Genomic DNA, 14,049 nt, shown 5'->3' with positions numbered 1-14,049 from the left:
GGGGGAATGGAAATGCTCTTTGGACTTGATATAGGTACAAGGACTCTTGTAGGGATATTAGCAGAATATGATGAAGAAACGGAAAGTATAATAATCAAGCATTTTGCAGAAGTTGAACACGAAAATAGAGCGATGCTTGACGGACAGATTCATGACGTCAACAAGGTTGCAAAAGGTGTTTTCAAAATAAAGAAAACACTGGAAGAGGAAAGTTCCATCAATCTTTCCGAAGTTGCCATCGCTATAGCTGGTAGGTTTCTAATCTCTTCAATTGGCTCATACAGCCTCGATATTTCAACTCATGGTTATTTAGATAGTGAAACAATCAAAAAGATGGAACTCGAAGCAGTCAAAGCATCTACAGAAAAATTAAACTACTCACAAGAAATGTACTGCGTAGGATACTCAATACTTTACTACAGTCTTGATAATCAATGGATTAAACATCTAGAAGGGCAAAGAGGTAATCAAGCAAAGGTAAAAGTTTTGGCAGCTTATCTACCAAAAAATGTTGTAGAAGCTATGATGTCTGTATTGGATAAAGTAGGATTAAAACCTATCCATGTCACATTGGAACCGATAGCCGCCACAAGTTTAGTTGTACCTGAGGACTTGAGAAACCTGAATGTTGCAATGGTGGATGTGGGAGCAGGAACAAGCGACATATCTATATCGAATAAAGGGGTAATAACCGGCTATGGAATGGTACCTCTAGCTGGAGATGAGATAACAGACATTATATCTCAACAACTATTGGTGGATTTCAAAACCGCTGAAATGATTAAAAAACAATTATCTCAAAGCGATGAAATTACCTACAACGATATCCTGGATAGTCCACAAATTGTAAGAAAAGAAGAAGTAATTAAGATAATAACCCCTATTATAGACAACATAACGGATAAAATAGCTAAAGAAATATTAAATCTAAACGGGAAACCTCCCGTTGCTGTGATGGTAGTAGGTGGAGGAGGGAAAGTACCAACTTTTACCGAAAAATTAGCCAGTAAACTTGGGCTTCCCAAAGAAAGGGTATCTCTGAAAACTACCAAAAACTTGGAGAATATAATTTTTGAATCAAAAAGGATGGAAGGTAGTGAATACATAACTCCTTTAGGTATAGTAAATGTCGCACTGAAAAAACAGGGTAGTGTATTCAATACCATCAAAATAAACGGAAGAAATGTAAATATGTTAATCATAGGTAAAGACATGAACGTCTTACAAGCGTTACTACAATCAGGTTATTCGCTAGACAAATTGGTTGGACTGCCCTCCCCTGCGATAGCTTTCGAACTGAACGAAAAATTACAGATAAAAAAGGGGAATATGGGCGAAAAGGCAAAAATAACAGTAAACGGCGTATCTGCGGATATACATTCTCCCATTAAACCAGGAGACCACATTGAAATAGAAGAACCCAAAAACGGCAAACCTGTCAATTTGAAATTGAAAGACGTAATTCAACCCATTGAATTTTACTTAAATGGAGAACCCAAAACTGCTTATCCCACTGTAATAAAAAACGGTGAAAAAGTAGAAAGTTTAGAAGAAGAGATCAAAGATGGAGATAAAATATTTACTTCACCTCCAAAAATAGAAGATGTATTTAAAGAGTACAACGAGAAAATTTTCTTCACAATAAATAACCTTCCATATGAAGTCCCAGTGGGGACTATTATCATGAAAGACGAAGAAATCTTAGATAAAGATTATCAAATAAAAAATAGAGATCTTCTAAAAACAAAAGCGGTAAAGCTCCCCAAGATAAAAGAATTCTTGGATATCGAAACCGAAAAGATGAAAGTATTTTTAAATGGGAAAGAGGTTCATTTAAACAAAGAAGAAATAATCGCATCCTATGATGGAAAAATAGTTGACATAGAAGAAGAAGTGAGCAATGGAGCTAATTATTCAATTAAAAAGGTAAAAAAGGATGTTCAATTAATAGATGTATTTTCTCATCTTTCCATAAACACTGAAGAAATTCAGTCTTATGAAATTTACTTAAATGACCAAAAAGTTGAAAGTTTTCTACAAAAGATCGAGCCAGGTGCGAATGTGAGGTTGCTAATCAATGATCAGAGGAATAGGAGTTGACATCGTAAAAGTCGACAGGATCAACGAAAAAAACGTCCAAAAAATTCTCTCTCAGAAAGAAAAAGAAATATACGATACGTTTAAAGGGCAAAAAAGAAAAAAAGAATATGCAGCGGGTCGTTTTGCAGTAAAAGAATCTTTAATAAAATGTTTCAAAAGGTTTATCCCTTACTCACAAATTACCGTATTAAACAAACAAAGTGGAGAACCGTATTTAGATGAAGAATCGGTGAAATATCTATTTGAAAAGTTTGGAGGTAACGGAACGATACACATATCTATAGCCCATGAAAGAGAGTTTGCCGTAGCAACAGCGGTTGTGATAGATGAGGACTAAAGGGGGATTGTAATTTGGACATACCAAAAAACATAAAAGAACGATACGAAAAGTTAAAAGCAGAAATAGAAGAACATAACTACCGATACTACGTATTGGCTGATCCTATTATCTCGGATCAGGAATACGATAAACTTTTTAAAGAACTAGTGGAGCTCGAAAAAAAATATCCCGAATTGAAAACCCCTGATTCTCCAACTCAAAGAATCGGTGGTATAGTTGTTGAGGGATTCAATAAAGTAAATCATTTGATACCGATGTTATCTTTAGATAACACCTACAACGAAGAAGAAATTTTAGATTTTCACAAAAGAGTTTTAAAGAACTTGAGTTTAAACCATGTTGAGTACTTTTGTGAACTAAAGATAGATGGAGTATCGGTAGCTTTAAGGTACACCGATGGAGTATTAACTCAAGCTATAACCAGAGGCGATGGAACAACCGGAGAAGATATCACGCAAAACGTAAAAACGATCCCCTCTATTCCTTTAAGATTGAGGGAAAATCTAACTATTGAAGTACGTGGAGAAATATACATGCCAAAAAAAGAATTTGTGAGAATAAATTCAGAAAGGGAAGAAAAAGGGTTACCTGTTTTCGCTAATCCTAGAAACGCAACAGCGGGCACTTTAAAACTTTTGGATAGTACAGAAGTGGCAAAAAGAAAGTTAAGCTCTTTCATGTATTACGTTATCTTCCCTCAAAATTACAACTTAGAAACTCAAGAAGAAGCGATAAATTTTCTGAAAGAAGTTGGTTTCAGAATCAATCCTAATTACAAAAATGCCCAAGATATCGGACAAGTTATAGAATTTTGGAAAGAATGGAATCGAAGGAGAAAGGAATTAGAATACGAAGTAGATGGGATAGTAGTTAAGGTGAACAGTTTTGAACTGCAAAGACTCCTTGGTGAAACCGCCCGATCCCCACGATGGGCAATTGCTTTCAAATTTGAAGCCGAACAGAAAGAAACGAAACTAAAAGCTATAAAACTGCAAGTTGGGAGTACAGGGATAATAACTCCTGTTGCAGAATTTGACCCCATACAACTTGAAGGAACAATAGTAAAAAGGGCAAGTTTGCACAACTTTGATTATCTAAAAGAAAGAGATATAAGGGAAGGCGATTATGTATTAATTGAAAAAGCAGGTGGCATAATTCCCCAAGTTATAGGGCCCGTTAAAGAAAAAAGAACTGGGGAAGAAAAAATAATCCGACCCCCTGAAAAATGCCCTGTCTGTGGTGGAAAAGTTGGAAAAATAAAGTCATCAGAAGTGGCAATAAGATGTTTGAATCCCTCTTGCCCAGAAAAGCTTTTAAGAACGTTGGAAAATTTCGTTTCAAGAAACGCAATGAATATTCAAGGGCTTGGGCCAAAGATATTAAAAAGAATGGTAGATGCAGGTTTACTTAAAGATATAGCCGATCTTTATTATTTAAACGAACAAAAAATTAGAAGCTTGGGAGAAGGTATAGGAGACAAAACAGTAGAAAATATATTGACACAAATAGAGCAATCCAAAAATAGAGAACTGGATAGATTAATTAACGCTCTTGGTATACCAAATGTTGGTTCAAAAACTGCGAAAGACCTTGCAAATCATTTTAAAAATTTAGACAGTTTAATAGATGCAAAATTCGATGAACTTGTAGAAATAGAGGGAATTGGTGAAGATATAGCAAATGCAATTATAAAGTTTTTTTCACAGGAAGAAGTTAAAAAGATCGTTAAGAAATTAAAAGATGCAGGAGTCAACATGGGGAAAAAAGAAGAAGAAAAATTAGAAGGACCTCTAAAAGGTTTAGTTATATGTCAAACCGGTGCTCTTTCTAAAATGACAAGACAAGAATTCGCCGAATACGTTGAATCTAAAGGTGGAACCTTCTCTGAAAACGTGACGAAGAAAACGAATATCCTAGTCGTTGGAGAAAACCCTGGTTCTAAACTAGATAAAGCTCAAAGTTATGGAATTACTATAATGAGTGAAGAAGAGTTCTTTGATAAATATGGAGAAAGTTAGAAAAATAGTAACGCTTCAAACATTAGTACTTATCTTCATTTTTTTTAATACGAAGGGCTTCTCTGAGATAACTGCAAACGAAGTTTATCTACTATCTTCAATATACACAGGAAAAGATTTTACAAACATAACACCTTATCCAATAAATTCAAACGATGATTTTGAAGTTTACCCTGGCTTCTTCTACAAATCTTTTGATCCTCTGTGGCTGATTGGTGGAATATTTGAAACGAATTGGTCAGATTTGGAAAGAGGGGTATATCTATCTGACTCATTACCCTATGTTACTGGGTTCATGGGTGGATACGATGCCGGAAGTATGAGAATTGTCTCAGCCATGTACTTCTTCGACCCTTACTTAACTGAAGATGAGTTAAAAAGGCAAAAAGATACCTCTTTTGATGGTAATTCTGATAGATCTGGATTGGAAGATTTTGGGTATTCTGATCCTTTAAAAACTTTGTTTATACACAGATTAGAATTTAATCTTTTCGATAGAGTTAGACTTTCTTTGAACGAATTAAATTTGATCGGCGGTAAATATCCTGACCTTTCTGATGCTAACCCTTTTGGTATAGCTCATAACAACCTTGGTGAAGGATTCTCAAATAATATGTTGGGAGTAGATGCTTCTATCATTCCTACCAAGGGTTGGCAAATATACGGGCAATTTGCGATGGACGATTTTGTTGTACCCGATACTGAAGGGGGAGCAACAGATTACAAACCGACCGCATTCGCTTGGGGAGTAGGAACAAGATTAGTAGGTAAAACTTCGCAATACTACATATCTCCAAAAATTGAGTATTATAAGATTTACACTTGGATGTACAATCAATGGGCACCTTACTTGAAATATACCGCCAAATACGATGAAGAAGATATTCCCATAGGCTTTGACTACGGGAACGACATGGAAGGTTACTTAATAGGATTGGATATTGCCAACGAAACAACCAGATACAAAATTACCTTCGAACACTACCTCAAAGGTGAAATAGATTTAGAAACACCCTACGATGATGAGAGAAAAGAAGATGTGGAAGGTTGGCCTGGACCGTACGGAGAAACAACGCCGTTTATCAAAATATCCTTTTCAATTGAAGTAGGGTTTTAAAATTCTCAATACTTTAAATTTATCTATCTACTAATAAAGTTAGCAAGTTCTATTTAATTATAAAAGGCATGCTAAAGGCATTAGAGGTGATAAAAATATCGAATTATAAATATAAAATTGGGTTGCACATATTCAGACGAGATCTTAGGTTAGAGGATAATACTTCTCTCATAGAAGCACTTCAAAGTTGTGAAAGAGTCATACCTGCTTTTATATTTGATGATCGACAGATTAAAGATAACGATTACAAATCAGACAATGCGGTTCAATTTATGATCGCCTGTCTGAAAGAACTCAATGATCAGCTACACCAATTGAACGCTAGACTATATTTTTTTGAAGGACTTACTGCTAAAGTAGTTGAAAGTTTAATTAAAACATTAGGAATAGAAGCAGTTTTCGTGAATAAAGATTACACTCCATTTAGTAAGAAAAGAGATAACGAAATAAAAGCCATTTGTGAAAGGGAAAGAGTAGATTTCAAGGAACATTTTGATGTTTTATTACATGAACCCACAGAAGTTTTGAAAGATAATGGTATGCCATATATAAAGTTCACCGATTTTTTAAAAAAATCCAAAAAAATAGATGTGCGAGAACCGCAGAAGAATAAATTTAAAAATTATTTTACAGAAGAAATTAGCTCAAGTATTGCTCTTCAGGTTGATAAATTTCCTCAAAATGAAAATTTAATATTAAAAGGTGGGCGAAAAGAAGGGTTAAGTTATATAGAGAGAATAGTCAAACTAAAAAATTACAGTGAAACTAGAAACACGCCTTCAATCGATGGAACAACAAAGTTATCTCCCCATCTTAAATTTGGAACAGTTTCTGTGAGAGAGGTATATGGAAAAGTAAATGAAAACTTCGGTAATGAACATGAAATTATTACACAACTTCACTGGCGTGATTTTTTTACTCATATCCTTTATCATTTCCCTCATGTTTTAGGCAATTCCTTTAAGGAGAAATATAACCAAATACAGTGGGAAAATGATGTGGATAAATTTAAGGCTTGGTGTACAGGGAGAACAGGTTATCCTATAGTTGATGCTGGAATGAGGCAATTGAATCTAACGGGATGGATGCATAACCGAGTAAGAATGATAACAGGGAGTTTTCTTGTTAAGGATTTACATATTGACTGGCGATGGGGAGAGAAATACTTTGCACAAAGACTAGTTGATTACGATCCTGCAATTAATAATGGTAATTGGCAATGGGTTGCTTCAACAGGTTGTGATGCGCAGCCTTTTTTCCGAATATTTAACCCAATTTTGCAACAGCAAAAATTTGATCCTGAATGTAATTACATAAAGACTTGGTTACCAGAATTAACCAATCTTAACTTAGAGCAAATACATACTTTGAACATTCCAAAAGACATCGATTATCCAACACCTATTGTCGATCATAAAGTAGCTTCAGAAAAGGCTAAAAAACTTTATAAAATATGATCAAAAAGTCAAGCAAGTTTATTATTTGTGGATTTTAATAATGCGTTTAAAAATAGCGGTGCAAAAAGCACCGCTAAATATTTTTAGAAGAAAAGTCTACCCATTTCGTATAATTCTCTACTTATCTCTTTGTTCTTCAAAATTTCGTGGGTAAATGGTTTTTCCACAACATCAAAACCATCCAAACCTAAAGCCACATTAGATTTTCCTTTTTTAACAGCGTCTATAGCCGAAACACCGAATTTGAAAGCCAGGTATCTATCAAAAGACGAAGGTGTTCCTCCTCTTTGTAAATAATCTAAATCAACGGTTCTACATTCAACATTTTGCAGATTAGCTTTTATGTACTCTGTGATTAATTCTGCTGGTTTCATGTATTGACGAACCTTTGGATCGCCTATTATATTTTGAACTTCTTCGGGGAGTTTGACTTTTTCTTCTACTACAACTATGGAAAATCTTCTACCTGCAGAATATCTCCTTTTAATATTTTCAATCATATCTTTAGGGTCTAACTTGAACTCTGGTACTATTATATAATCAGCACCACCTGCCATACCACCAATTGTTGCTAACCATCCTGCTTCGTCTCCTCCGGTTTCTACAACTATTACCCTATGACCTGCACTCGCAGTTGAATGAAGTTTATCTAATGCATCGGTGACGATCTGTAATGCCGTTAGAAAACCAACGCTAAGATCCGTCCAGTATAAGTCATTATCAACGGTAGCAGGTATTATTATCGAAGGTATACCTTCATTTGCCAATTTTAAGGCGATATTTGCTCCGGTATGGCCTGTTAACAATATAAGACTAGTTATCTGATATCTCTCAAAGTTATTTTTCAACTTTTTCAAATCGTTTGGATTAACAGTAGGATCGTATTTTGACGAACCCAAAATTATGCCACCTTCAGGTAATTTACCTGAGACATGTTCTTTAGCTAAGATTGTTAATTTATCTTCCACGAGACCTAGAAAACCGTCGTAAACGCCGACAACTTCGATATCCTCTTCGGCGCCTTTAACGATGAGTGCCCGGATTACGGCATTTAATCCTGGACAATCTCCACCTACATTTAAAACAGCGACTCTTTTCATTATATACACCTCCACATTTTAATTTGATTATACTAACTTTAGGAACTCTAAAACCTTGTGTTAGCGCCCCTTCGCCCCGCTCCCCACCCATAAGGAAAAATGGTATTCATTCTCTTGCCCTGCTGCCCACCCTTCTAAGGAAGGGACCTGCGGTCCCTAACCCAGCAGGTGGGAGGGCTCCGCCCTGTAACCCTTTTAAAATCAAAGTCTTATTTTTGAAAATAGTTATATTTCAAAAACTTTGTGTTAGCGCCCTTTCCCCGCTCCCCACCCGTACGTTAAGGGGTAAACCCCTTAAAAACCTCATAATCAAGTTCAAAATCAAAATCATTTAAAAACATGGTTTGCACAGTGACGCAAACAAGGCTCCGTCCTGTAACCCGTTTCCTACCCAGAAGGAAAAATGGTATTCACACCAACCATTTTAACTAAGAGTTTCACTCAAAAATTCTGATTAAGACAGGAATAATCACTATAGAAACTATGGACATAAGTTTTATTAAAATATTTATGGAAGGTCCTGCTGTATCTTTTAAAGGATCCCCCACAGTATCTCCTACAACAGAAGCCTTGTGAGCCAAAGACCCTTTTCCACCATATTTTCCTGTTTCTATTAACTTCTTAGCGTTATCCCAGGCACCTCCAGAGTTAGCCATGAATATCGCTAACATAACGCCTGAGCCTGTTGTTCCAGCTAACATTCCAGCAACAGCTTGCTTGCCTAACAAGAGATAAATAATTATTGGAGCTATTACAGCGATTAAAGAAGGAAGTATCATATATTTCAAAGCACCATCGGTAGCGATCTTTACACACTTACCGTAGTCTGGATCAGCTTTTCCTTCCATTAATCCAACAATTTCTTTAAATTGCCTTCTTACTTCTTCAACCATAAGATTTGCAGCGTTACCAACTGCTTTCATTACCAAAGAGGAAAACAGAAATGGAAGCATGGCACCGATTAACATTGCTGTGAACACATTTGCATCATTCAAATCAACTACTGAAATATTTGTTACTTGCAAATAAGAAGCGAACAAAGCCAATGCCGTTAATGCAGCAGATCCTATTGCAAAACCTTTTCCCATAGCCGCTGTGGTATTTCCAACAGCATCCAACTTGTCCGTTCTTTCTCGAACGTATGGTTCTAAATGAGCCATTTCTGCAATTCCACCTGCATTATCAGCGATAGGACCGTATGCATCGATTGATAAACTCATACCCAGTGTTGAAAGCATTCCAACAGCAGCAATAGCTATTCCAAAAAGACCGTAAACGTAGAATGAAATTACAATAGCTGCTCCTATTAAAAGAATAGGGATAAGCGTTGATTCCATCCCTAGGGCAAGACCATTGATAATCAACGGAGCCGAACCTGATGGAGCGCTTTTAGCTAGCTCTATTACAGGTTTTTTTGCAGTGTAGTATTCAGTGGAAACCCCTATAAGAATTCCAACTACCATACCTAAAATAACAATTAAACCGCCAGAAAAATCTCCGAATACAATTTTAGATAAGAAAAAGACAACTATCGATTGAAGAAATGTCGTCATATATGTACCAAAGTGTAGGACCTTTTCAGGCTCAACTTCCTTTGCTTTTTTGATGTAGTAATTAACAAAAATAATACCAAAAATTGATAATATCAAACCTGATGAAGCAACAAAAAACGGGAAAAGTGCTCCCTTAGCAGAAAAAACGATACTTCCTAAGACTGAGGCAGAAAAAATAGAACCAACGTAGGATTCATACAGATCAGCTCCCATACCTGCAACATCTCCCACATTATCTCCGACGTTGTCAGCGATAACTGCCGGATTTCTTGGATCATCTTCTGGAATATTTGCTTCAACCTTACCAACTAGATCAGCTCCTACATCGGCGGCTTTTGTGAAAATGCCCCCTCCCACTCTTGCAAAAAGTGCCACAAAAGATGCTCCCATAGCATAACCACTCATTAGTTCAGTATTTCCTTTGCCAAGAAAAAATATACCTCCCAATCCCATTAATCCTAAAGAAGTAACAATCATACCCATAACCGCTCCGCCATTAAAAGACACAGCCAATGCGTCTTTTAAATTGTTTATCGCTGCATTGGTTGTTCTGGCATTGGCTCTGGTGGCTATTGACATCCCTAGAAAACCTGATAAAACAGAAAATACTGATCCTAAAATAAAAGACAAAGCCATTTGATAAGAACTTACAAGCCACAGAAAAGCTGCGAATAAAAATATAACAACAAAAAGGATCCTATATTCAGAGAATAAAAAAGAGCGAGCTCCCACTTGAATAATTTTTGAAAGTTTCTGCATTTTTTCATTCCCAGGGGATTTTTCTAAAATATTGAACACCAAAAAAACGGTAAAAATTAATCCGATAAACCCAGATATAACCGATATGATTTGAGAAATAGCACCCATACTTTTCCTCCTTTGATAATTTAATTAATTATACCATATGTTTTTGAGTGATAGATAAAAAAATACTGATGAGGTAGATTAAGATACCTTATGCCTAATAAATATCTTTACTATTTCATTAACTACCAAAGGAACTATAGATAGTAATACAACAATTGACCAGTCATAAAGTCTTAAATCGAAGACCCCAAACACATTTCTGAGAAATGGAACTGTTATGACAATTTCCTGGAGGAATATCCCAAATAGGATAGAGGCGATAAGGTACTTGTTTGTAAACCAACCAACTTGGAATATGGATTTGGTTGGATGTCTCATATTCAAAGAGTGTATTAGTTGAGATACACTTAACACTACAAACGCCATGGTTTGTGCGTGAGTTAACGCATCATCTGAAATATTCGCAGGAAATATTGGGAATAAATTAGTAGTACCTGTATAAACTCTTGCCCCAATCACAAAGGCGGTTAATGTTACTAAACCAATTAATGCCCCGTTTAGTATTAAACTTACTCCTGTACCGCCTGCAAACAAACTGTGATTTGGATTACGTGGTTTTTCTTTCATAACATCTTTGTCCCCTGGCTCTACTCCAAGAGATAGCGCCGGGAAAGTGTCAGTTATTAAGTTAACCCATAGTATGTGTATAGGCTTTAACGGTGTAGCCCAACCAAATAATATGGCAAAGAACAACGTAATTATTTCACCAATATTACATGACAGCAGGAAGACGATGGACTTTTTAATATTGTTGTATATATTTCTTCCTTCCTCAACAGCAGAAACTATAGTGCTAAAGTTATCATCTGTTAAGACCATGTCAGAAGCACCCTTTGCAACATCTGTACCTGTAATCCCCATTGCAATCCCAATATCTGCAGCCTTTAATGAGGGAGCATCGTTTACCCCATCTCCAGTCATGGCAACGATGTTATCTTTGGCTTTAAGAGCTCGAACTATTTTTACCTTATGTTCAGGTGAGACTCTTGCAAATACTCTCAAGTTATCGATCTTACTAATTAACTCCTCCTCGGTAAGCTTATCTAGTTCAACTCCGGATATTACCTGTGAAGGATCATCAGTTATACCAAGTTCTTTTGCTATAGCAAAGGCAGTATTTTTATGATCACCTGTTATCATAATAGTCTTTATACCAGCCTGTTTGCATAAAAATATAGAATCCTTCACCTCGAGTCTTGGCGGGTCAATCATACCTATTAAGCCTATAAAGGTTAAGTCGGTTTCTAATTTATCAATATCTCCGTGAGGAGTATCTATTTTTTTGAAGGCTGCTCCTAAAACTCTAAGGGCATCCTGAGACATTGAATTTACTTTATCCATTATGTTATCTATAATTTCCTGTGTTAGTGGAACAATCTCACCATTGACAAATGCATTGTTACATATCTTAAGAAGATTATCCGGGGCTCCCTTAGTAAACACTAAATACTCATTATCATATTTATTTACAGTGGACATAAGCTTTCTATCCGAATCAAAGGGTACTTCATTTACTCTTGGGTGTTGCTCTTCAAAAGCAGTTTTAAATATATTGAATTTAGCTCCCATCTCAAGTAAGGCTGTTTCAGTTGGATCACCAGTCTTTGATTCCTGCGAATAAGTAGCATCGTTACATAGTACCAAACTCTCCAAAAGGAGTTTATGAGCTGGATTATTAATATTAAGTGAGTCAACATCGCCAAAAGCATTGTCTGCGTAGAATTTTACCACAGTCATCTTATTTTGAGTTAAGGTACCCGTTTTATCAGAGCATATTATGTTTACAGAACCTAAAGTTTCAACCGCTGGAAGCTTTCTAATTATGGCGTGCTTTTTAACCATCCTTTGAACACCCATAGCAAGTACTATTGTAACTATTGCAGGAAGTCCTTCCGGAATTGCTGCTACTGCAAGACTTATTGCCGTAAAGAACATTTCAAATAAAGGTCTTCCTTGGATGATACCGACAAGGAACATAGCAATAGAAATTCCAAGAGCTGCAAAGCCAAGTATTTTACTAAGCTCAGTAAGTTTCTTTTGAAGTGGAGTTTGTTCTGTGTCAGTTTCTTCGAGCATCTTAGCAATTTTACCTATTTCTGTTTTCATACCAGTAGCTACTGCAACCCCAACACCTCTGCCATAAGTAGCAAAAGTTGACATGAAAGCCATATTCTTTTGGTCTCCAAGGGGAGTATCAAGCGTCTCTAAGATTAAATCAGCATTTTTATCAACAGGTACTGATTCACCTGTAAGGGCAGATTCGTCAATTTGAAGGTTGACAGTTTCGATAAGTCTTAAATCACACGGAATATATCTTCCTGCATCAATAATAACTATGTCTCCAGGGACTACCTCTTCTGAAGGAATTTCAAGAATTTTTCCATCTCTTTTAACGATAGACTTAGGTGTAGAAAGCTTTTTTAAAGCCTCCAAAGCTTGTTCAGCTCTATACTCTTGTATAAGTCCGACTACTGCATTTATTAAGATAACAACAGCAATTATTATTGCGTCACTGAGTTCCCCCAATATTGCAGAGATCAAAGCTGCACCCAACAAAACATAGATCATTGCATCATTGAGTTGAGCAAAAAATAATTGTAGCAAGCTCCTGTTTTTTTGGGTAGCAAGTTTGTTTTCCCCATATCTGCTCAAACGTTCCTTTGCTTCTTGGGTTGAAAGTCCTTGAATAGTATTAACCTGAAGATCTTTGATAACTTCGTCTTTGCTTTTTGTAAACCACACAAACTTCACCTCTCTCAGATTATAAATAGAAAAAAATTATTTGATAAACAAAAAAAGACCTTTGCTCACTAATAAGAACAAAGGTCTTGCAATCTCTTTATGAGCTAACCGTCCGGGCTTGCGCCGTACTGACGAACAGTTAGAAGCGAAAAGCTTATGCTACTCCCCTTTTTTTGAATTATATCATAAGGTAATTAAAAAGACAATATAACAAAACTTGACATTTTAAAATTTTTGTTGTATAATGCTTATGCAAATCAGTTGCAAAAACAAATCGTTTGCATTTTATGCTATAAACAGTTTAACATCATTCATGTTTATCCCGAAGAGGTGAACTTTTCATGAGAAACACTAAAGCTCGCAGAGACATTTTAGGCGTGTTAGATGAGTACGATTATCCACTCAACGCCGAACAGATTTATGAAAAACTCAACGAAGATTACGATAAATCTACAATTTACAGAAACTTGAAAAATTACGAAGAAAACGGAGAGATTAAATCCATAGTTTTTTCCGACAAAATCAAATATTTTTTCAAGGGACAAGGGCATTTCCATTTCATATACTGTATAAAATGCAAGAAATTTGAAAGGTTCGATCTATGCTACTCTGAACAAATGAGTAAATATATAAAAGAAAGATTGGGCTTCAGAGTTTTGACTCATACGCTTTATTTTGAAGGAATATGTAAAGAATGTCAGAAGATTACAAAAGACAACCAATATGATAATTTCGATGAGTAGAAGGATTTTTGA

The 14,049-nt window shown here is 35.9% G+C and carries 9 protein-coding genes; 6 read left to right on the top strand and 3 right to left on the bottom strand.

Annotated features, from left to right (window positions below; translation table 11 throughout):
* The first annotated feature begins 12 nt into the window (after nucleotides 1-12).
* From PMOB_RS05165 to PMOB_RS05145, 5 genes are all read left to right on the top strand, one after another.
* Complete coding sequence (locus PMOB_RS05165; RefSeq protein ID WP_012208823.1) at nucleotides 13-2,100, top strand: cell division FtsA domain-containing protein; 2,088 nt, start codon at nucleotides 13-15, stop codon at nucleotides 2,098-2,100.
* Nucleotides 2,078-2,437: a holo-ACP synthase gene (gene acpS, locus PMOB_RS05160; protein WP_012208822.1), complete on the top strand. Its 360-nt coding sequence runs from the start codon at nucleotides 2,078-2,080 to the stop codon at nucleotides 2,435-2,437. Before PMOB_RS05165 ends, acpS begins: the two co-directional genes overlap by 23 nt.
* A gap of 14 nt (nucleotides 2,438-2,451) precedes the next feature.
* Nucleotides 2,452-4,458, top strand: a complete 2,007-nt coding sequence (gene ligA / locus PMOB_RS05155) for an NAD-dependent DNA ligase LigA (protein WP_012208821.1) — start codon at nucleotides 2,452-2,454, stop codon at nucleotides 4,456-4,458.
* Entirely contained in the window at nucleotides 4,445-5,575 is a 1,131-nt protein-coding gene (locus PMOB_RS10245) for a hypothetical protein (RefSeq protein WP_012208820.1), read from the top strand. The genes ligA and PMOB_RS10245 overlap by 14 nt, the downstream gene beginning before the upstream one ends.
* Before the next feature lie 86 nt (nucleotides 5,576-5,661).
* Nucleotides 5,662-7,032 carry a cryptochrome/photolyase family protein gene (locus PMOB_RS05145; protein ID WP_196793054.1) on the top strand — a complete coding sequence of 457 codons (1,371 nt, stop codon included), beginning with the start codon at nucleotides 5,662-5,664 and terminating at the stop codon, nucleotides 7,030-7,032.
* Nucleotides 7,033-7,115: 83 nt separating this feature from the next.
* On the opposite strand, the gene PMOB_RS05140 is transcribed toward PMOB_RS05145, so the two are convergent.
* The 3 genes from PMOB_RS05140 to PMOB_RS05130 all read right to left on the bottom strand — a co-directional run bounded on the left by PMOB_RS05140 (nucleotide 7,116) and on the right by PMOB_RS05130 (nucleotide 13,294).
* Nucleotides 7,116-8,132, bottom strand: a complete 1,017-nt coding sequence (locus tag PMOB_RS05140; protein ID WP_012208818.1) for a 6-phosphofructokinase — start codon at nucleotides 8,130-8,132, stop codon at nucleotides 7,116-7,118.
* A gap of 437 nt (nucleotides 8,133-8,569) precedes the next feature.
* Nucleotides 8,570-10,552, bottom strand: coding sequence for a sodium-translocating pyrophosphatase (locus PMOB_RS05135; RefSeq protein ID WP_012208817.1), 1,983 nt, complete (start codon nucleotides 10,550-10,552; stop codon nucleotides 8,570-8,572).
* Between the two features lie 78 nt (nucleotides 10,553-10,630).
* A complete protein-coding gene (locus tag PMOB_RS05130) occupies nucleotides 10,631-13,294 on the bottom strand; it encodes a calcium-transporting P-type ATPase, PMR1-type (protein ID WP_012208816.1) in 2,664 nt (887 codons plus the stop codon).
* Between the two features lie 341 nt (nucleotides 13,295-13,635).
* Here PMOB_RS05130 and PMOB_RS05125 point away from each other — a divergent pair, with 341 nt between their 5' ends.
* A complete protein-coding gene (locus PMOB_RS05125) occupies nucleotides 13,636-14,037 on the top strand; it encodes a Fur family transcriptional regulator (protein ID WP_012208815.1) in 402 nt (133 codons plus the stop codon).
* Nucleotides 14,038-14,049 lie beyond the last annotated feature (12 nt).

The organism is Petrotoga mobilis SJ95 (assembly GCF_000018605.1).
Classification (GTDB): Bacteria; Thermotogota; Thermotogae; order Petrotogales; family Petrotogaceae; genus Petrotoga; species Petrotoga mobilis.
The sequence above is the reverse complement of the archived record's forward strand: the minus strand, read 5'-3'. Positions and strand labels throughout refer to the sequence as shown.